Origin of the sequence: Lapidilactobacillus bayanensis (assembly GCF_003946695.1) — a bacterium.
In the GTDB taxonomy this organism is placed as follows: domain Bacteria; phylum Bacillota; class Bacilli; order Lactobacillales; family Lactobacillaceae; genus Lapidilactobacillus; species Lapidilactobacillus bayanensis.
Genome location: NZ_RHOX01000001.1, coordinates 1 through 19,705, shown reverse-complemented (window position 1 = coordinate 19,705; position 19,705 = coordinate 1). Strand labels below are relative to the sequence as shown.

General features: G+C 40.5%; 20 protein-coding genes. 5 read left to right on the top strand and 15 right to left on the bottom strand.

The annotated features are described in order from the left end of the window. Positions 1-11: 11 nt before the first annotated feature. Together EKM65_RS00090 and EKM65_RS00085 are read right to left on the bottom strand one after the other, a co-directional pair. On the bottom strand, positions 12-833 hold the full coding sequence (locus EKM65_RS00090) for a PTS mannose/fructose/sorbose transporter subunit IIC (RefSeq protein ID WP_125604278.1): 822 nt from the start codon (positions 831-833) through the stop codon (positions 12-14). Positions 834-872: 39 nt separating this feature from the next. Next, positions 873-1,844: a mannose/fructose/sorbose PTS transporter subunit IIA gene (locus EKM65_RS00085; protein ID WP_125604276.1), complete on the bottom strand. Its 972-nt coding sequence runs from the start codon at positions 1,842-1,844 to the stop codon at positions 873-875. Between the two features lie 567 nt (positions 1,845-2,411). On the opposite strand from EKM65_RS00085, the gene EKM65_RS00080 reads away from it, so the two are divergent. From EKM65_RS00080 to EKM65_RS00070, 3 genes are all read left to right on the top strand, one after another. Continuing rightward, positions 2,412-3,608, top strand: a complete 1,197-nt coding sequence (locus EKM65_RS00080) for an aminotransferase class I/II-fold pyridoxal phosphate-dependent enzyme (protein WP_125604273.1) — start codon at positions 2,412-2,414, stop codon at positions 3,606-3,608. Positions 3,609-3,786: 178 nt separating this feature from the next. Further along, a complete protein-coding gene (locus EKM65_RS00075; RefSeq protein WP_125604271.1) occupies positions 3,787-4,068 on the top strand; it encodes a type II toxin-antitoxin system Phd/YefM family antitoxin in 282 nt (93 codons plus the stop codon). After that, on the top strand, positions 4,068-4,337 hold the full coding sequence (locus EKM65_RS00070) for a Txe/YoeB family addiction module toxin (RefSeq protein ID WP_125604269.1): 270 nt from the start codon (positions 4,068-4,070) through the stop codon (positions 4,335-4,337). The genes EKM65_RS00075 and EKM65_RS00070 overlap by 1 nt, the downstream gene beginning before the upstream one ends. 302 nt (positions 4,338-4,639) lie before the next feature. Here EKM65_RS00070 and EKM65_RS00065 read toward each other — a convergent pair whose 3' ends face one another. The 3 genes from EKM65_RS00065 to EKM65_RS00055 form a co-directional block, all read right to left on the bottom strand. Next, on the bottom strand, positions 4,640-5,980 hold the full coding sequence (locus EKM65_RS00065) for a glucose-6-phosphate isomerase (protein ID WP_125604267.1): 1,341 nt from the start codon (positions 5,978-5,980) through the stop codon (positions 4,640-4,642). 325 nt (positions 5,981-6,305) lie between these two features. Continuing rightward, positions 6,306-7,187: a class II fructose-1,6-bisphosphate aldolase gene (fba, locus tag EKM65_RS00060; RefSeq protein WP_125604265.1), complete on the bottom strand. Its 882-nt coding sequence runs from the start codon at positions 7,185-7,187 to the stop codon at positions 6,306-6,308. Positions 7,188-7,316: 129 nt separating this feature from the next. Further along, a complete protein-coding gene (locus tag EKM65_RS00055) occupies positions 7,317-7,931 on the bottom strand; it encodes a VanZ family protein (RefSeq protein WP_125604263.1) in 615 nt (204 codons plus the stop codon). 294 nt (positions 7,932-8,225) lie between these two features. On the opposite strand from EKM65_RS00055, the gene EKM65_RS00050 reads away from it, so the two are divergent. After that, entirely contained in the window at positions 8,226-10,412 is a 2,187-nt protein-coding gene (locus tag EKM65_RS00050; RefSeq protein ID WP_125604261.1) for an LTA synthase family protein, read from the top strand. Between the two features lie 116 nt (positions 10,413-10,528). On the opposite strand, the gene EKM65_RS00045 is transcribed toward EKM65_RS00050, so the two are convergent. From EKM65_RS00045 to EKM65_RS00035, 3 genes are all read right to left on the bottom strand, one after another. Then, positions 10,529-12,025 (bottom strand): sensor histidine kinase, encoded by a 1,497-nt coding sequence (locus EKM65_RS00045; RefSeq protein ID WP_125604259.1) that lies wholly within the window; start codon positions 12,023-12,025, stop codon positions 10,529-10,531. Then, entirely contained in the window at positions 12,022-12,759 is a 738-nt protein-coding gene (locus tag EKM65_RS00040; RefSeq protein ID WP_125604257.1) for a response regulator transcription factor, read from the bottom strand. The genes EKM65_RS00045 and EKM65_RS00040 overlap by 4 nt, the downstream gene beginning before the upstream one ends. A gap of 98 nt (positions 12,760-12,857) precedes the next feature. Beyond that, entirely contained in the window at positions 12,858-13,211 is a 354-nt protein-coding gene (locus EKM65_RS00035) for a hypothetical protein (protein WP_125604255.1), read from the bottom strand. Between the two features lie 177 nt (positions 13,212-13,388). Here EKM65_RS00035 and EKM65_RS00030 point away from each other — a divergent pair, with 177 nt between their 5' ends. Beyond that, positions 13,389-14,165, top strand: a complete 777-nt coding sequence (locus tag EKM65_RS00030) for a Cof-type HAD-IIB family hydrolase (protein ID WP_125604253.1) — start codon at positions 13,389-13,391, stop codon at positions 14,163-14,165. A gap of 362 nt (positions 14,166-14,527) precedes the next feature. Here EKM65_RS00030 and EKM65_RS00025 read toward each other — a convergent pair whose 3' ends face one another. The 7 genes from EKM65_RS00025 to EKM65_RS00005 all read right to left on the bottom strand — a co-directional run. Further along, the gene (locus EKM65_RS00025) at positions 14,528-15,364 is read right to left on the bottom strand and encodes an N-acetylmuramoyl-L-alanine amidase (protein WP_125604251.1); all 837 of its coding nucleotides are present in this window, start codon (positions 15,362-15,364) and stop codon (positions 14,528-14,530) included. Then, positions 15,364-15,567, bottom strand: a complete 204-nt coding sequence (locus tag EKM65_RS00020) for a phage holin (protein WP_125604250.1) — start codon at positions 15,565-15,567, stop codon at positions 15,364-15,366. The genes EKM65_RS00025 and EKM65_RS00020 overlap by 1 nt, the downstream gene beginning before the upstream one ends. A 13-nt stretch (positions 15,568-15,580) precedes the next feature. Continuing rightward, the gene (locus EKM65_RS00015; protein WP_125604248.1) at positions 15,581-15,889 is read right to left on the bottom strand and encodes a dsRNA-binding motif domain-containing protein; all 309 of its coding nucleotides are present in this window, start codon (positions 15,887-15,889) and stop codon (positions 15,581-15,583) included. Positions 15,890-15,937: 48 nt separating this feature from the next. Next, the gene (locus EKM65_RS11090; protein WP_164506747.1) at positions 15,938-16,081 is read right to left on the bottom strand and encodes a hypothetical protein; all 144 of its coding nucleotides are present in this window, start codon (positions 16,079-16,081) and stop codon (positions 15,938-15,940) included. After that, complete coding sequence (locus EKM65_RS11515; RefSeq protein ID WP_263853594.1) at positions 16,074-16,205, bottom strand: CD1375 family protein; 132 nt, start codon at positions 16,203-16,205, stop codon at positions 16,074-16,076. The genes EKM65_RS11090 and EKM65_RS11515 overlap by 8 nt, the downstream gene beginning before the upstream one ends. After that, a complete protein-coding gene (locus EKM65_RS00010) occupies positions 16,202-16,516 on the bottom strand; it encodes a hypothetical protein (RefSeq protein WP_125604246.1) in 315 nt (104 codons plus the stop codon). The genes EKM65_RS11515 and EKM65_RS00010 overlap by 4 nt, the downstream gene beginning before the upstream one ends. Before the next feature lie 8 nt (positions 16,517-16,524). After that, the coding region (locus EKM65_RS00005) for a phage tail spike protein (protein WP_125604244.1) at positions 16,525-19,705 on the bottom strand (3,181 nt) is incomplete at its 5' end.

The following is a 19,705-nucleotide window of genomic DNA, read 5'->3' as shown; positions in this document are numbered from 1 at the left end:
TACCTCCCCTCTTAGTAATCATCTATAATGTCGCCGACGGGATCACCAACACCGCTGGTACCTTCGCCAGAACCACTACCACTATTATTAGAATTATTATTAGTTAAAGCAATATAAATCAATGCCAATGAAACAGCAATTACACCAAGTGCAATCAAGGTTAATTGCGAAACAGTCGCCAAAACAAAGCCTAAAGCAAAGAATGGCCAAACTTCACGGGTTGCAATCATGTTGATAACCATGGCATAACCAACGGCTACAACCATACCACCACCAATTGACAGGCCTTCTGTTAACCATGCTGGCATCATGCCAAGTAACGAACGAACAGAGCCAGCACCAACAGCTAAGATTAAAGCTGCAGGAATAGCAATTCGTAAGCCTTGCATGCAGATGGCAATCCATTGCCACATTTCAATTTTGCGGAAACTACCTTCTTCGGCAGCACGGTCCATGATATGAACAATACCTGTTGCTAATGTACGAGCAATGATTGTTAATAACAAACCGGCAATAGCTAAAGGTACGGCAATGGCGATAGCTGAACCAACGCCCTTAGTACCTTGACCGCCAAGAACAAGAATAATTGCAGAAGCAACGGCTGCTAAGGCAGCATCAGGAGCAACGGCTGCGCCAATATTAGCCCAACCTAATGCAAGCATTTGTAAAGAACCACCTAAGATCAGGCATGGCACTAAATTACCGGTAACTAAACCGATTAATGTACACGCGATAACTGGTTGATGAAAATGGAATTCATCAAGAATACCTTCCATACCAGCAAGGAATGCAACAAGAATAACTAAAATAACTTGAATGAAATTTAGTTGCATAAGTATTTTCCCTCCGATTAATTTGGGTTGTGTAGACGACTATTTTTGTTCGTTTAAAGCATCTTGTGCTTTTTTCAAAATAGTGTCCATGTTGTCTTTAGAATCAGTTGGCACTTTACGTACATCAAACTCAACACCATGAGCTTTCAGTTTTGCAAAAGTGTCGATATCGTTTTGGTCAAAAGCCAAAACCTTATTCGGTTGAACTTTGCCGACAGAGTGAGCCATCGAGCCAACGTTGACTGATTTCAAAGGTACACCGCCATCAACTGCTCGTAAGACATCTTGTGGTGTTTCAAAAAGTAACAATACTTTTTCACCGCCAAAATGTTGGTCGTCCTTGGCAATCTTAATCATTTGATCAACCGGGATAACATGGGCAATCACACCCGCAGGTGCCGCTTGAATGATCAAGTTTTTACGTAGCTTATCTGTTGCTACACCGTCAGAAACAACGATGATTCGCGTTGGCTTAGTTGACTTGGTCCACGCCGTTGCCACTTGTCCGTGTAACAAACGAGAATCGATTCGCGCTAAAACATATGCCATCTTACCAGGGCGACCACCATTGGCCTTCTTAGCCACTGGCGCAGCCTTTTGTTCTTGAGGCATTAATGTGTCGGGACTGACACGAACACCTTCACGTGCTGCTTCAACTAGATGTGTTGCCACCTCATGAGCTGAAGTCATTGACAAGCGAGAACCATATGCTTCAATCAACATTGGTAAATTAAGACCAGTGACGATGACCCACTTATCTTTGTGTTCTTCGAGGATGCCACTTGCTTGATTAAATGGCGAACCACCCCAAAGGTCAATCAAAAATAGGACATCATCTTCAGGATCAAATTTTTGCGTCGCATCTAAAAGATGTTGTTTTAAATCGTCTGGACTCTCACCGTTGACGAAAGTAACAGTTTCAACTTTTTCTTGTTCGCCAAAAATCATTTCTCCAGATTGTTTAATGCCAGCAGCGAATTGACCGTGACTGGCAAGAACTATTCCGATCATTGTTTTACCCCTCCTACTAATTATTTGGTTAGTATGTGATTTTTGATGACCTTAAAAATAAAATGAATTGCAGAATTATCACATGACTTCCATGCACAAATATAACACAATATAAAAGTTGAATGCAATAAAATCGAAAAACGTTTTCAAAAATTTTCAACTAAATTCAATAGTGCAAATTACTTGACAGAGCGCAATACATTAATATTGAGCAAAAAATATTAATGAAGGACTTGCATAAAAATGCTTTGTTCTTGAAAATATTTCCAAATATCGGTTGCTTAGCTAAACAGTTAATTCGTAAGATCACAATTTAAAAATGGTTTAACAAATTATTTTGTGCTCTGTTTGTTAATAAGATAACGAATATTTTTTTATGAAGCGCTATTATTTTGATGCTGCTTTTTACAACTTAAACTCACTATTAATCTGTCTGTTAGAATGAACCTCCCGTGCGATCTTTATTATTGGTTTTAGTATGGCAAACTCATATAATAAGCTAATCATCATGAAACGTCTTAATCATCAATGCTGACTTTTATTCTCTATTTAAAGGAGTACGCAACTATGCCACAACTCAAATCAAGTCTGAATCAACTTGGCAACCACGTCTTGGCAAATATTTCCCCGTCATTAATTCGCGAGATTGACAACCATCTTTCGCAAATTCCCGACATTATTAAATTGACGTTAGGTGAACCTGACTTCGAGGTTCCCCAACATATTAAAGATGCGGCTAAAAAAGCGATTGATCATAATTACTCACACTATGCACCATCAGCTGGCTTTTCAGAACTACGTCAACAAATCAGTGATTATTTATCAGATCGTTTTGCGGCACATTATCAAATTGAAAATGAGATTGTGGTCACTGTCGGCGCGACAGAAGGTATCTATGCGGCGATTCAAGGTATTTTTAACCCCGGTGATACAATCATCATTCCCACACCTTCTTTCCCATTGTATCAGGCGGTCGCACAGTTATGTGGTCTGAAAGTCGTGATCGTCAACACAGCGCCTGATTATCTCCTGACACCACAAAAATTGGCAACAACCATCGCGCAACATCCCGAAGCAAAAGGTATTATTCTGAACTACCCTAACAATCCCACCGGCGCAACCTATAGCCAATCACAAACACGCGCCGTGGCAAAATTATTGGCAAATACCGATTGGGTCGTTTTATCCGATGAAATTTATGCTGAATTAGTCTATGAAGAACCACACTTAAGCATGGCCACTCTTTTACCCGAACAAACGATTTTTATCAGCGGTTTTTCTAAATCACATGCGATGACTGGCTATCGAATTGGCTATTTGGCTGGGCCAGCCGCGTTAATGACACCGATTGGTAAAATGCATCAATTCATGGTGACAACAGCTGCAAGTCCAATGATGAAAGCAGCAGAAGAATGTCTACGTCATGGTCGCAACGACGCCCAACAAATGCGAGAAATTTATCAGCAACGTCGAGATCTACTTCTAGTCGCACTAAATAAGGCCGGGTTCACCGCAACTAGACTGGCTGGTGCCTTTTATATTTTTGCTAAAATTCCTGCGAACATGCAACAAGATGATCTTAAATTTGTTTACGACTTGGCAGAAGAAGCCCACGTTGGCGTTATTCCCGGTTCTGTTTTTGGCCCTGGTGGTGAGCATCACATTCGCATCTCTTATGCTGCTGCAACCGCCGATTTAATTGAAGCCGGTCAACGAATACAAGACTACGTCCAAAACTTGAACCGACAAAACTTTGCTGTTTAATTTTGGCCAGTGTTTAATAACTGAATTAGCATTTTGCTTCAAAAATAGCCACATCTAGTTTTTTCCTTCAAAAAACCTTTAATCTTTAGCCAGCTCATTTGACGTACAGCGTTAGGTACGTTATGATATAAATATACCTAGATAGGTATATTTATATCATTTACGAGGAGGCACTAGCATGGATATTTACACACCAACGAAAGCGCGCAAGGAGTTCTTCTCAATTATCAAAAAAACAAACGAGAATAGTGAACCCGTCACAGTCACCCGTGCTAATGGTGACGATAGCGATTCTGTTGTGATTGTCAGCAAGAAGGATTGGGAAGCCCAGCAAGAAACAATGGCATTACTTGCAAACGGTGAACTTCAATTTGCAATTGCGCATGAAAATGACGACGACAGTGACGATATTGACGTCGACGAGCTCACCAGACAAATCGACAGTGAGAATAACAAGTAATGGAAGAGAAATGGGCCGTTAAAGTCGCAGCATCTGCAAAAAATGATGTTCGAAAGGCACTACAAAGCTCTTACCGTGAAAGCTATTTAGCAATTGTGGCTGTCCTTAAAGAAGACCCATTTAAGCCCAATCAATTTTTCGAAAGACTAAACCCACCTGGCGATGGGAAATACTCGCGCAGAATTAATGTGCAACATAGAGTCATCTATACGGTTGATAAAGTGAATCGCAAAGTTCGCATTTTGGCAGCCTGGTCCCATTACGGATAGAAAGGCGCCTACAACGATCAACGATCCTGCTGAAAAAATGTTCTTTAAAGTAGTCTCTTATAAAAGTTAAATGGTCAAATTAAAAAGGGCTACTCAAAATAACTTAGATTCATTATTTTGAGTAGCCCTCTTTCTCTAATTGCTTTACTTTTTTGCTGACTAGTTTGTTAATTCAATTAAAGATATACATAAAAAAGCGGCCAATAAAACGGCCGCTTTTTTGTTGACTGTGTACCAAATCAATCTTTTTAAATTTTATAGCATCAATATTGCGTAATTAGTAAAGTGTCAAACGCCCACTCCTACAAGCGTGCGTTCAAATCTTTAGCTAAATCTTCAAAGCCGGGTTTGCCAAGTAATGCAAACATGTTCTTCTTGTATGCTTCAACACCTGGTTGATTGAATGGGTTGATGCCATTCAAGTAGCCAGAAATACCGACGGCAATTTCAAAGAAGTAAATCAAATAGCCTAAAGTATAAGCATCTTGTTGAGGAATTTTAACGGTCATAACGGGTACGCCACCATCAGTGTGGGCCAAAACAACACCATTGTATGCTTTGTCGTTGACGTAATCCATTGACTTGCCTTCAAGATAGCCTAAGCCGTCAAGGTCTTCTTTTTCTGAAGGAATTTCGACGTTAACCCGTGGCTTAGCAACTTTGACAACTGTTTCCATCAAGTTACGACGACCTTCTTGAATATATTGACCTAATGAGTGTAAGTCAGTTGAGAAGTTAGCTGATGAAGGATAGATACCTTTTTGGTCTTTACCTTCTGATTCACCCATCAATTGCTTCCACCACTCACCAAAGTATTGCAAAGTTGGTTCGTAGTTTTCTAGCAATTCAGTCGTATAACCTTTGCGATATAAAATGTTACGTAGTGCAGCGTATTGGTATGCTTCGTTCTTCTCCAAATCGGGATCACTGTATTGTTCACGAGCATCAGCAGCACCCTTCATCAAATCATCAATGTTAATACCAGAAACAGCGATTGGTAACAAGCCGACTGCAGAAAGTACTGAGAAACGACCGCCAATGTCATCAGGAACAACGAATTCTTCGTAGCCTTCAGCATCAGACTCAGTCTTTAAAGCACCTTTAGCGCGATCAGTTGTCGCATAAATCCGGCCACGTGCGCCTTCTTCACCATATTTAGCAACTAACTTGGCCTTCAAAACACGGAATGCAATTGAAGGTTCAGTCGTTGTACCTGACTTAGAAATAACGTTAATACTGAAGTCCCGATCGCCAATTAAGCTAACCACGTCAGCTAAGTAATTAGAGCTGATTGAGTTACCAGCAAATAAGATTTGTGGGCCTTTACGATTAGGATCCATGTTGTAGAAAGTTGTGTTCATGAAGTCAATTGCTGCACGAGCACCTAAATATGAACCACCAATACCAATTGCAACAAAGACTTCTGAATCACCTTGGATTTTCTTTGCAGCGGCTTTAATGCGTGCAAATTCATCCTTGTCGTAATCAACGGGTAAGTCGATAAAACCACGGAAGTCACTACCTGCACCAGTACCTTCGCGTAATTCAGTATCTGCTGCATTAACTAATGCTTGCATTTCACCTAATTCGTTTTCGTGAACGAATTTTGTCAATTTGCTACTATCAAATGAAATATGTGCCATTAGAATTTTCCTCCAAAATATAATTTAAGTCTCTTTCCAAGCATTTACTTTAGACGTTTTTCATAGCGATTGCAAGAATTCCGGCTAAATTGGTCTAATTATTTTTTGACTATTCGTGCTCGTGAAAATATCTATTAGTGCCGTTCTAATAGAACCTTAGACTTATCAACCAATCAGCAATAATCTCTGCAACTTTAGTTGTTTTCATTAATTTTTAAAAATTAATGATGGTAAATGAAAACAGCTTTCATCAACCGACCATTATTCACACGACGCTATCAAAAAAGCTGAAGTCAAAATGACTTCAGCTCGCTTAAAATTCAAATTAGATTTCTTCAGGAACCAATTTAACAGGACGAGTACCCATCCAGCCAATGATTTCTTTAACAGTATCAGAGATAGCTTCAGTACCAGGAGCAAGCAACTTACGAGGATCGTAACCCTTGCCTTCTTGATCTTTGCCAGCTTCGATATATTCACGCGTAGCTTTAGCAAATGCTAATTGGCATTCAGTGTTGATGTTCAACTTAGAAATACCCATTGAAATAGCTTTCTTAACTTGATCTTGAGGGATGCCTGAACCACCATGTAATACTAATGGTAAATCAACTGCATCAGCAATTTCTTGTAAACGGTCAAAGTGTAAGCCAGTCCAGTTAGCTGGATATTGACCATGAATGTTACCAATACCTGCAGCTAAGAAGTCGATACCAGTTGCAGCTAATTCTTTAGCTTCTTCAACAGATGCTAATTCGCCTTCACCAATAACACCGTCTTCTTCACCGCCGATAGAACCAACTTCAGCTTCAACAGAAATGCCTTTAGCATGAGCTAATTTAACAATTTCCTTAGTCTTTTCAACGTTCTCAGCAAATGGTAAATCATGACCATCAAACATAACTGAGTTGTAGCCAGCAGCAATTGCTTCTTTGGCAGCTTCAAAGTTACCATGATCCAAATGGATAATAACAGGAACAGTAATGTCCATGCTCTTAACAGTTGCTTCGATTAAACCTTTGCAAAGTTCGTAGCCGCCCATATATTTAGCAGCACCCATAGAAGTTTGGATCAGAACAGGAACGTTCTTTTCTTGAGCAGCACCTAAAATAGCGCGAGTCCACTCCAAATTGTTTGTGTTAAATGCGCCGACGCAATAATGACCCTTACGAGCAGCTTCAAAAATTTCTGTACCATGTACTAATGGCATTGTATACATCCTCCTGTACGTGAAAAAATATTTTTTACCTACAACAGATACTTTATCATTAATTCGGGAAAAATGGTAATGTTTTGTAAACTTTTTTGAAAAACGGCTTAATTTCTGAAAACTAGTATCTTAATGATGTGAATATTTACGATGGCAGCAAAGCCAGAACAACAAATAGCCAAGCAGCGCACCAGTCGTATTAAAAATCAAATCGTCAATATCAGTGACGCCAGTGCCAATAAAAAACTGAATGGTTTCAATCATTAATGAAAGCACCGCACCACTAAAAACCGTGATGAGAAATCCCCGCTTCCGCCGCAGCAAGGGTAATAAGAAGCCAAAGGGCACAAACCAGGCAATATTGCCGTAAAGATTGTAAATAAAGTCAAGATTGGATAATCCGTTTTGCAACTTGAGTGTTTCCACAAACGGCGTTAAGTTAATCTCACTTAACGATCGATGTAAATACAATTTGATTTGCCAAGGGAAATAAATGCCCCGAAAAACAGTTAGAGCTAATAATAGCAGCACATAAAACACAAATAGTCCTAATAATAATTCGTGCTGCCAATTAAAGCGACGTTTTTTTACCCGTAAATAAAGTCCACGCAAGACTGCAAAGATTAGAAAATAAATAATGGTCTTGTCTAAACTATAAAAAATTAGCCGAATTAAGGGGAAGTGATTAAAACTATTGCCATAGTGCTCATAAACGTATTGATAAATCGGTGTTAATAAATACAATTCAGCGCTCACCACTTTCCTGTCATCTATCCAGTCTACCAAAAACAAACCAGATGACCATTTCTTAAGTCAGGTCATAACTAAATTTTAAGTTTTTCATGATCAATGATTAAACGAGCTGGACTAACTTCTAAGTTTTCCTATCATTCGCCAGTAAAATTGCTTGTCTGGGTCATTTCGTTGTAAAATATACCAATAGCAAGTGACAGTTAGCAAGTTGTGTCCAATTTTGCTGACAAAATCATCCAACAAATCTTCAGTGATGATTGTCCTTTAAATGTGTGAGGTTAAATTTTGAAAAAACTAAAAATCGGTCAACGACTGCAAACACGATTGGGCCTCTTCGCCCTACTAACGATCGTTTTCTGGATCAAAACCGTTTTTGCATACTACATTGACTTTTCGCTTGGTGCAACGGATCCGCTACAACACTTTTTAATGTTCTTCAATCCAATTGGCACCACAATGTTAATCTTTTCGGCAGCATTATATATTAAGAAGCCTAAAATCAGTTACAGCGTCATGTTTATCATCTATTTGCTCAACACAGTTTTATTATTTGCCAATGTTGTTTATTATCGACAATTCACCGACTTTTTAACCTTTAATACGATTTTAAGTGTGGGTAAAGTCTCCAGCGGTCTTGGTAAAAGCACAATTTCTTTATTACAGTGGTATGACGCCTTCCTGTGGTTAGATGTGTTGGTTATTTTATTGGCGCTGGCACGTCACTGGCTTAAAGTTGATCTCAAACCTTTACCAATTAAACACGCCTTTACGGTCACGACCTTAGCTGTCTTCATCTTTCTTTTTAATTTAACCTTAAGCGAGTCAAATCGCCCCCAATTACTAACCAGAACTTTTGATCGCAATTATATCGTCAAATACTTAGGTTTAGATACCTTCATGGTTTACGATAGTGTCAAAACCGCCCAGAACAATCAAATTCGCTCTTCAGCAGACGGAACTGATATTAATAGTGTCTTGAATTACACTAAGGCCCATCAAGTTGCTGCCAATCCAGATTATTATGGCAAAGCTAAAGGCAAGAACGTAATTATTCTGCATTTGGAAAGTTTCCAACAATTTCTGATTGATTTTAAAGTGAATGGTCAAGAGGTTACGCCATTTTTAAATAGTTTGTATCACGATAAAAACACGTTGGCCTTCAGCAACTTCTATCATGAAGTTGGTCAAGGTAAAACGTCTGACGCCGAAAACATGTTAGAAACTGGTGTCTATGGCCTTCCAGAAGGCTCAGTCTTCACCTCGTTAGGCACTGATAATACATTTCAAGGTGCACCAGCAATTTTACAACAAAGTGCTGGTTACACTAGTGCCGTTTTTCATGGCAATGTTGGCAGCTTCTGGAATCGTAATCATGTGTATAAGAACTTAGGCTATGATTATTTCTTCGATGCCAGTTACTTCAATACCTCAACCGAAGCTAATATCGGATACGGATTGAAAGATAAACTTCTGTTTGCCGAAAGCATTAAATATTTAGAGCAATTACAACAACCGTTCTATACTAAATTTATTACGGTTACCAATCATTTCCCGTTCCCACTTGCTGATTCCGACACAGACTTTCAGCGTCCCGATACAGATGACAAAGCCGTTAACAACTACTTTGCTACCGCCCATTATCTCGATCAAGCCGTTAAAGAATTTTTCGAGTATTTAGACAAATCTGGTTTAGCTAAGAATACGCTGGTAATGATTTACGGCGACCATTATGGCCTCTCTGATAAAGATAACAAATCGTTGGCGACATTAATGGATCGCAGTGCTGACGACTGGACCGCATTTGATAACACCAACTTACAGCGAGTTCCCTTCATGTTGCATATGGACGGTTTAAAAGGCGGTATTCAAAAGCAATATGGTGGTGAGATTGATGTCTTACCAACCTTGTTACATTTATTAGGAATTAACACCAACAAATATGTTTTATTTGGTCAAGATTTAATGTCAAGTAAACTGCAACAACTTGTTGCTTTTCGTAATAACAATTTTGTTACCAACAAATACACCGTGCTCGGTGGCAATGGTGCGAAGGGTTCGGTCTATGATAATCAGACTGGTGAGCTTTTAACCGATCTCAGTCCGGCATTAACGGCGCAAATTAACAACTGGCAAGCAGAAGTAGATCGTTCATTATCGCTATCTGATTCATTAAACATGAAAAATTTACTACGCTTCTACACGCCGTCCGGATTTAAACCGGTCGATCCGAGCAAATTTAATTATTTGGATCAAGTCAATGAGTTAATCCAAACTCGTAAAGCCTTAAAGGGTAAATCCACATCGCTTTACAGTCAAAAGGGTAAATCGACGACACCACTTTATGTCACTGATGCGCCAGAGTTGACCGATCCAGAAACCGATATCGATTCACTGCCAAAATCTTCTCATACTGATAATGAGACGTCTTCAAGTAGTTCAAGTTCAAGCTCGGCTAGCAGTAGCACCAATTAGCGTCGTCATCATTAGAACACAACGATTAAGTCCAGCATCACTAAAAATGAGGAATCAGGGTTTTATCCCTGATTCCTCATTTTTAATTGATTTAGTTTAATTGGTAAAGCCGATAACTAATCTTGATCTGCCTTTGCTTTTTTCACCCGATTACGATTGGCTGTCTCTTCATCTGGGAAAAATACCGTAAAGGTTGTGCCATGTTTCAAACGACTTTCCAACTTGATTGTTCCATAATGTTGTTCAATTAAAGAATGGACGATCGCTAAACCTAAACCAGACTCACCATACTTCGTACTCTTACGTGACGGATCAGCCTTATAGTAACGCTCCCAAATGTTCTTCAATTGATCATCACTCATGCCAATCCCATTGTCGGCAATTTTGATTTGAACACCATGGGCAATTGCTTCGATGGCAATCTTGATTTGACCTTGCTCGGTGAATTGAATGGCATTTTGGGTAATGTTAAAAACCACCTGAACGAAGCGATCATAATCAGCATAAACCTGGACGGGCTGATCATCAGCTAAAATTAACTGATCACCAGCAGCTTCGGCCTTTTGCGTGAGTTGCTCGATAATGTTTTGGATTGCTTCTGTACCGTTAAATTGACGTTTACTCAAGAGAATTTGATTAGAACGAATTTTTTCGTAATCAAGATTTTCATTAACTAAGCGAATTAAACGTTGTGTTTCCTTTTGCATCAGTTCGATACTCTTGCCTTTAGCTTCTTCCGGAATAGCATCATATTCTAATCCCTCTAAAAGGCCATTAATGGTCGTTAGCGGCGTTCTCATCTCATGGGCAGCATTAGCCATGAATTCACGACGCCGTTGTTCTTGGCGCGCAATTTCACGATTGGAGTCATTTAAAGACTGGACCATCACATTAAAGTCACTAGCCAGATCATCAATTTCATCGCGACCATTTGAAACCAACTCCACGTCGAAATCACCATCGGCAACTGCACGTGTCGCCTGTCGTAAACGATTAATCCGCCGTACTAAGAAACGAGCAATCAAGAAACTGATTGCCATCGCCACCAGCACAGAAACGCCGAGAGCAATTAATAAATTCTGTTGCATTTCTCTTAACGTGGATTTAATCCGATTCACGCGTGAGGCAATAAACATTGCACCAACAAAATTATGATCTTGATCAAACCAAGGATAAACCACATAAGTTAATTCCACACCATTACCGATAGTTGGGCCTTGCGTTTGCATGCGATTGGTTTGCGCACGAACAATCTTGCCTTTTTTTAATTGTTTCCAAACAGACTTTCCTAAGCTGGAATTGCCAGCCGAACGTGTTGTCGTCGGATAGATTTGTTGATTTTTCTCATTATAAATCGCATAAACGACTTGATCATCGCTCAAGACATACTTAACCTCATCTAAAAAGCCCGAAGTCATGGCTTGATAATTGCCGGTTTCGGCGTCTGTTTGTGTGAACAACTGGCCGAATTTATCAGCGTAACCCTCAAGCTGATGCCAAGTTGCCTCATAAGTCTGGCGATTATTATAATTAATAATTGCCGCGCTAATAATCAATAGCGTCGTTAAGATAACGACGAAAAATCCCAACATTTGTTGATAAATTAATTTCATTCATTACCCGCTTCCGAATCATCAAACTTATAGCCGACCCCCCAAACTGTTTGAATAATTTGAGGACCGACCTTTTCAACTTTCTGACGCAACTTCTTGATATGAGCATCAACTGTTCGCTCATCACCATAATATTCGTAATCCCAAACAAGTTCTAACAATTGTTCACGTGAGAAAACTTGCCGCGGCTTTTTCGCTAACGTCTTTAACAAATCAAATTCTTTAGGTGTTAAACCAGGAATCTCTTTGCCATTTAGAAAGGCCTCGCGAGTTTTCGAGCTAAGTTTGAAATGATCTGTGAACACATCGAACTCACCTTGATCGATTGTGGGCGCGTTTTGCGCAGTCTCATTCACACTCGTACCAATATCAGCACGACGATGAATGGCCTTGATGCGGGCGATTAATGTAATTGGGCTGAATGGCTTGGTCACGTAATCGTCAGCACCTAGATCCAATCCTAAGACTTGATCACTTTCGCTATCACGCGCCGTTAACATAATAATCGGCACGGTTTTAGAAATTGCACGAATCTCTTTGGCAACTTGCATGCCATCTTTACCGGGCAAATTCAAGTCAAGCGTAATCATATCCCAGTCAGCGGGATCTGTTTTAAACTTAGCCATCGCTTCATTACCATCATAAGCAAAATCAACTTCCCATTGTTCCTTTTGGAAAAACATACCCATCATTTCTGAAACTGAGGTATTATCTTCAATCATCAATATCTTCATAAGTTAACCACATCCTGTTCAGTTTATTATACTGGCTCAAGTTGAAAAAAACTGCCTTTTCAACGAAAAAGCATAAAGGTTTCAAGATTTCACAATATTTACTTCTTGTTGGTCAAACCGATTGGTAATTGTCCCATGCGCATTAAATAATGCTTCAATTGCGACTCTGTATGTAAAATAATCAACGCAATTGAGAAAACAATGGTTACGAGCCACAAACTTGTATATTGATTCAAGTCAAAGTGATTCACCAATGCACCCAACATTAACTCTATCAAACCAATCGTCAAGAAAGCATTACGACACCAGCGTTGGGCATAATAAAACCCTTGCGGTGAAACCATTGCCAGCATTGAACTGTAACTGTGCAAATCATGAGACGTCTTTGCCGGTCGAATTGAATTTAAAATCCCGATTATTAACATGACCATACCACAAATAAGATAAACCATCGTTTAAGTCCCCCATCGTTACTTTCAGTATATCATGTTTGTATATTTATTAGCGCATAACCTGAAAATTTAGCGCCGTTATTACCGCCCTAAGATTTACTGGTCGTCTGACAATTCAACTGGTTGATTTTCAACTAATTTGTTAGAATGAACAAAGACAAAACTGGAGGTCCAATTATGCAAACTAATTATCAAGGCGTCGTTTTCTTCGACTTAGATAACACTTTATTAGATGATCATTCCCAAGTCACCGCTGAAGTAGCAGCGGCAATTCAACAACTACGGCACAATAATCTTTTACCAGTGATTAATACTGGCCGCGCGCCCCGAGAAATTCTTGAAACTCGCCAAGCAACCGGAATCGATACTTTTATTTCTTTAAACGGTAGCTATTTGGAACATGAACATCAATCTGTTTATCAAAGTCCGATTGCAACCGACTTAATCACTGGTGTGGTTGAATTGGCGAATCAATTAGATGATGGTGTTTCTTTTTATACCACATCAGAAATTCGGACGCTTAAAACGGATGAGAATGTTAACAGTGCCTACAATTTGATTCATACGGAAATTCCTGAAGTTGATCCCGACTTTTATCAAAACAACGTGATTTTAATGTTGCTGCTCTTAAATCGTCATCACGACCAAGCTTACGCGGAAAAATTTCCGCAGTTCACTTATTATCGCAACAGTCCTTATTCAATCGATACGGTTTTGGCTGGTAATTCAAAGATGAATGGCATCAAACAACTATTACACCGCTTAAAGCTCGAAGATGTCCCTACCTATGGTTTCGGCGATGGTCCCAATGATCTGAGCATGCTAGAATTCGTCGATCACGCTGTAGCGATGGGCAACGGCATCCCCGAAGCAAAAGCAGCCGCTGAATTTGTGACCACCGCTAATACTGACCATGGGATCGTTAATGGTTTGAGACATTTCAAGCTAATCTGAAGAAAGATTTAGAAGTAAAGACTAACGGTTTCACTGAAAAATAACTTTGAAGTCGTAAAATGAAGTTGAGCGCGATCATTAATTAAATTGTTCTGTTTGACCAAAATAATCTCACTTCTCTAATGCTAAATACAAAAATAGAAACCAGCTAAACATTGAGTTAGCAAGGTTTCTATTTTTTAAAAACATTCTTATTGTTACTGAAATGGAGGCGAGGGGAAATCTACTATTATATATAGCAGCATTTTAACACTACTTTGACCAAAATTTGTCCAAAATAAAAAAGCCCCACTCAATCAAGAGTGAGGCCAATCTTTTATGGGGGGGGCGGTGTGTGCTCCGCCTATCTTTAAATACACGTTTTACTTAAAGTTTCCCCAAGAATTTTTGCGTTTATTTCCAGACGCTTCACCCGTTGGCAGATAACCGTATTTACCACCACTTCGGGGTTGACGAATCCAAACATAACCGCCAGCATAACAGAAAGCATCATATTTGATCACACTACCTTTTTTTAACACTGCAATCAACGGTGATTTAGTGCTCGCTGAACCAGAACGCAATTTGATACCACCCGGTGTGGTGACTGTGAACGTACCGTTCTGCTTAATCCAGCCTGTTGAAGCCGGTTTAGCTGCCGGGATACCCGCTTTACCAGGGATACCGGGTTCATCATGAGTGCCGCCATAATAATAGCACTTGGCTAGTTGAACAACTTCATCAACGTTAATACCGCCGGGGCAAGCCGTGGAAGTAACTTCTTTATGGCCGAGTACGTGCTGTCTGTCTAGCGGAATACTGTATCGTTTACAGATATCCGCTACCAGTTTAGCGGTGTTAACGATTGTCCGATGGTCAACAGACCACTTAGGTGCACCAGATGAGTTGACGTTCTCAATGCCGATTGAACGCTGGTTAGGATTAGCCATCTTAGGCTTATCAGAGCCACCAGAGCCGCCACAATGCCATGCCGAGTACTGTTCACCCACACAACCAATGATTTCTGTTGGTGTGACTTCATAATGAGCAGACGTGTTAGCGCGGCCGCCTTTAACCCACGTGTTCATGGCAACTGTCTTGTTTGTTGTCGCGTTGTGGTGGATAACGATCCGGTCAATCTTAACACCATATCGTGAAGCTGAATTCATAATTTTCGGATTGACGCTGGTAATTAACTTGCTGAAAACTTCTCCAGACATTACTTGTCCTCCTTTTTATATTGAGTTGAGCTGATCATAAATAATGAACCAGCAAACGTTGCAACCGCCGCGATCGTGGCTGTGATTGCGTCTGTATCGAAGTGGTAAATTGCGCCTAATGCTTTGATCAAAACGATCGAAGCGGGTGCCACAATAGTTAGAGCCCATTTAAGGCTGTCGTAAACTTTATTTGGTAATTTCATAATTAACCTCTCCTTATTTAAATAACTTCACAATGACATCAATCACAACTGCAGCTAACCCACTAGCGCCAAAAATCATGCCAAACATTTTAAGCTGATTGCCTTTAGTTATTTTTTGAATTTCAAAATCATGTTGTTCAGCGCTATTGTTGCGTTTTAAAATTTCTTTCAAGATTTGATTGTTCTGCTCACGTAAATATTGATTTGAACTGTCAACTCGCTGTAATCCGGAGCGCAAATCTTCACGCAAGTTCTGAACGTCCTTCTCAACTCTATTAAGTCGGTCACCGTGATCTTTGACTTCTTCTTTTAAATCTTCCAAGTGCATCACTTCCTATTAATATGATGGATCCAGCTATCAATATGGCGACTATTCTGCGTCGCCGGTTGATAAACCCAAGATTTTCTCGACTTCTGGTCTGATAATAGCTGGGACTTCATCAATCGTCCGACCACCGTCCAATACGTTTGCAGCATATAAAGCTGCTAAAGAACTAAGTTTATATTTAAACATTGTCTTTTCTCTCCTTTATGATTGTTGATACTTGCTCACGCAATATTTCAGGAACAGACTCTAGCGTCCGTTCGCCTGATAGCACTGCATCTGCATACAGCTTAGTAATGAATTCTAGCTTCATGATAAGCCTCCTGATAGTAAAATATCTGACAACTCTAATAGTGCTGATTGTAGTTCATCATTCTGCTGTTTAAGTGCAGCTATCTGTTCAGCTGGTGACGGTTCTTGCTGTTCTGGTGGCTGCGATTCTTGATAGTCCGTGTCCAACACGAACTCGCCGTCAATTAAGTGAGTGTGGCCGCCAACTAATTGACTGATGTCATCGGCTTCATAAACGGTCAGGCCATCATGTTCTTCACCAACGACACGCTCATCACTGGCGTAACCCCAACCGACTAATAAATCATCTTCTACTTTTGCGTTTATTTTCATATACTCACCTACTTTGCGTCATTGTAAGGATAATCGTCATAAGTAACGTAACTGACAGACCCTTGAAATCCACCTTTGCCCTGCCCTACGCTTGGAATTAGACGCCAACCATCGCCGTTGGGGTATACGACACAAGAATAACCACTATACGATAGTGAAGGACATGTGATACCAACACTTGCTAGGCTTGCCGGTGTATAGCCTTTTGGAATTGCCGATAAGCCAACCCAACCGGTATCACTTAACAACATAAATGAAAAACCAACATTAACCTGCGTCCCTTTACGTGAATATCTGACCACAGCGTTTTTAAAATTAGCTGTATCATTTATGGTATCTTTTCGTTCATATGTGGCCGCGTCTCCAGCTCTAAAATAAGATGAAACAAAACCATCGTTTGCTGTAACATCACTATGCCATTCAGACAGAAATATTGATCCAAACGATATATCAGTTTGATACAGTGGTTTAGAAGCGTCCGGTGTTGAGATAATATTTGAAAACCCTTGTGGCGACACTAATGTTTTCACCCATTGCGGTGTCTTGTTTGTTCCATCAGTTAGGTTAGCGGAAATTTCCAAATTAGACGTTAGTTTAGTCGTGCCGCTAACTAGCTGTGCATAAGGCGAATCGGCTGGTTCATCAGGATTGGCTGTTACATTATTGAACGGAACACTGATATTCGGTGAGTTGATAGTTGAACCGTTGATCGTGATAGCGTTGAGTTCTTTGATATTCAGCACTGCTTGTGCAATCGTATCGTTGACCCAAGAAGAACCATCCCAACGCTTCATAGCACTAACTTCTGCCATCGTTGCCCCGACCCACCAAGTCGAATTCTTGACGATTGGGCCGGTAGGCTGAGTGGCTTGAACATACGTCATTGGCACGTCCTTACTACCGGGAACACCTTTCGGTCCAGGGTCACCCTTAGGGCCACGAATCAATACCCACTCATATTTTGTTGGGTCATCTGAATCTGCTTGCGTATAGTCTGTGTACTCGCCTCGATAACTTGGATAAGCGTTTATTGGGTCATCAGTCGGAGACGGATACCAAGGGGTTGCAGTAGAGCCTTTTTCCAATTTAATCCAATTTGTACCGTCAGATAGAGAATGATAACGAAGTCCAACTTTGACATTTCCAGTCGATGAAGTAATTAACGTTCGTCCACTACCGCTATTCACACCATTTATACCACTCGAAGGGGTTTCGTCGTCCTTAAAGAAAAAGACATCAAGATAAACGGCAGTTTGGCTTATATTTGTAGTAAGTGTATATGCGGTGTTGGGCTCAAGTTGAATATCCATATACGGAACGCCATTTGACTGTAAGACCGGCTTAGTATTCCAATCACGTACACTAATTAGGTTCTCTCCTGGATAAGAATTGCTGAACCCATTAACACCATCTGAACTCCGAGACCAAGCCGTATGAACATATGGCGTCCTGCCGTCTTTACCAGGCGTACCAGCGACACCGACACCCGTGTCACCTTTATCGCCCTTCTCACCCATCTTAGCTACCGAGTAACCAGACTCACTGGTCCCATCGGTATAACTCCATGTCGTTTTTGTCCAGAGAAAACTACCAGCTGCAACACTAGGAACAGTGGTTAACCAACCGCTTGTTGGCTTGTTAGTTCCGCTAGTCGACCCGACGTATTCAACCTTTGTAGCAGAAATACCCACACCATCCTTACCAGCAATTCCGTCAGAACCATTGTTTCCATCTTTAGCATTGTAACTAACAGTGTAACCAGACTCTCCAGTGTTATCTGTATAAACCCAAGTAGTCTGTGTCCACAGATACTGTCCCTTGATTAGTGTGGGAACTTGTGCAGTCCAACCAGTAGTAGGTGCTGTAGTGCCAGAAGTGCTTTGCGCATACATAATCTGTGTGGACTTAATGCCAATGCCATCTTTACCAGGTAAACCGTCACTACCTTTATCGCCTTTTACGAGTTGCCAAAGATATTTAGTCGGGTCAGTGGAGTCAGCCTTAACGAAGTCATTGTACGTACCCAAATAAGCCTTGCCTGTTGGGTCAGTAATACTGAAATTTGTCTTACCGTCCGAGCTGTTCGCATAGGCCCTGTGGAAGTAAGTCGTTTTACCATCCGCACCTTTAGGGCCTTCGATACCGTCTTGACCATCATTCCCCAGCGTTTTCTGCCACTTTCCAGCGTAATCAGACGGGTTATCCGACGGTGTGCTGACCTTGCCAAAGACGATTGCCATATAGGCTTTATCTTGTGGGAACATACTAAATCCATTGCCGTCTGCATCATCTGCATAGCGAACCCATGGATAGTATTGAACGACCTTAGGCATGTTCTTCAAGCTGTCAGCGAGTTCTTGTATCTTCTTGTTGACCGTACTTTGTTCGATTAGATAATCGCCGAGTGTGGCTGAATATTGCTCCAACACGTAGTCATATTTCAGTTCCAGCACACGTGCTGATAAATACAAGTCCTCGTTATCATCAACGATATGAACTGTGTCACCAACCGCAATATTATCGGGCATTACAGCGATATCGATTTCATAATTGACGGCTGGATTAGCAGCTTTCTTCAAACCACTTAATGCTGATTGCAATAGTGTTGCTTGCGTGGTGGCTTCATACGATTTAACACGTTGCAGGTGGTGGGCTTCTGGATTAGGGTTATCATTACTCTTAATCCGTGACCACAATCGAACCGCAACGGTGTCGCGTAAGATACCATCAGTGCCCAAGGTGTAGCGTCCGTCTGGGTCAGTCCATTTGTAGCCTTTGAGATTAATTGGCTTATCTACCCCTTCGGGTGTGCCACCAGACGCAATAACAGACGTGTATAAATCATAGATATCACCGGTGGTTACAATGTTGTTAATATCTTTATCAAGATATAACCTTACTTGATTATCATCACCCCGATGCTTATAGATATTGATATAACGTTTAACAACATTAGTCCCTGATATTTCAAACGAGAAATCTAACTCTGCGTCGAATTGAGTAGCTACTGATAAGACACGTGCCAAAGATGTTTCATCAGTGCTGTCCCACTGCAACTTGCGTGATAATGTACTGATTTCGTTAGTGCCAATTTCAAAACCACTGTCAACCATGAATTTCTCGATATAATAAGCAACGTTATAGGCTTTATCAGCTGTGTAAGCGCCAACCGTTTCATTGATTAAATCC

Excerpts from the sequence above, each read along its gene's own strand:
- EKM65_RS00090 (WP_125604278.1), bottom strand. The coding sequence starts at position 833 with ATGCAACTAAATTTCATTCAAGTTATTTTAGTTATTCTTGTTGCATTC.
- EKM65_RS00085 (WP_125604276.1), bottom strand. The coding sequence starts at position 1,844 with ATGATCGGAATAGTTCTTGCCAGTCACGGTCAATTCGCTGCTGGCATT.
- EKM65_RS00080 (WP_125604273.1), top strand. The coding sequence starts at position 2,412 with ATGCCACAACTCAAATCAAGTCTGAATCAACTTGGCAACCACGTCTTG.
- EKM65_RS00075 (WP_125604271.1), top strand. The coding sequence starts at position 3,787 with ATGGATATTTACACACCAACGAAAGCGCGCAAGGAGTTCTTCTCAATT.
- EKM65_RS00070 (WP_125604269.1), top strand. The coding sequence starts at position 4,068 with ATGGAAGAGAAATGGGCCGTTAAAGTCGCAGCATCTGCAAAAAATGAT.
- EKM65_RS00065 (WP_125604267.1), bottom strand. The coding sequence starts at position 5,980 with ATGGCACATATTTCATTTGATAGTAGCAAATTGACAAAATTCGTTCAC.
- fba (WP_125604265.1), bottom strand. The coding sequence starts at position 7,187 with ATGCCATTAGTACATGGTACAGAAATTTTTGAAGCTGCTCGTAAGGGT.
- EKM65_RS00045 (WP_125604259.1), bottom strand. The coding sequence starts at position 12,025 with ATGAAATTAATTTATCAACAAATGTTGGGATTTTTCGTCGTTATCTTA.
- EKM65_RS00040 (WP_125604257.1), bottom strand. The coding sequence starts at position 12,759 with ATGAAGATATTGATGATTGAAGATAATACCTCAGTTTCAGAAATGATG.
- EKM65_RS00035 (WP_125604255.1), bottom strand. The coding sequence starts at position 13,211 with ATGGTTTATCTTATTTGTGGTATGGTCATGTTAATAATCGGGATTTTA.
- EKM65_RS00030 (WP_125604253.1), top strand. The coding sequence starts at position 13,389 with ATGCAAACTAATTATCAAGGCGTCGTTTTCTTCGACTTAGATAACACT.
- EKM65_RS00025 (WP_125604251.1), bottom strand. The coding sequence starts at position 15,364 with ATGTCTGGAGAAGTTTTCAGCAAGTTAATTACCAGCGTCAATCCGAAA.
- EKM65_RS00020 (WP_125604250.1), bottom strand. The coding sequence starts at position 15,567 with ATGAAATTACCAAATAAAGTTTACGACAGCCTTAAATGGGCTCTAACT.
- EKM65_RS11090 (WP_164506747.1), bottom strand. The coding sequence starts at position 16,081 with ATGTTTAAATATAAACTTAGTTCTTTAGCAGCTTTATATGCTGCAAAC.
- EKM65_RS11515 (WP_263853594.1), bottom strand. The coding sequence starts at position 16,205 with ATGAAGCTAGAATTCATTACTAAGCTGTATGCAGATGCAGTGCTATCA.
- EKM65_RS00010 (WP_125604246.1), bottom strand. The coding sequence starts at position 16,516 with ATGAAAATAAACGCAAAAGTAGAAGATGATTTATTAGTCGGTTGGGGT.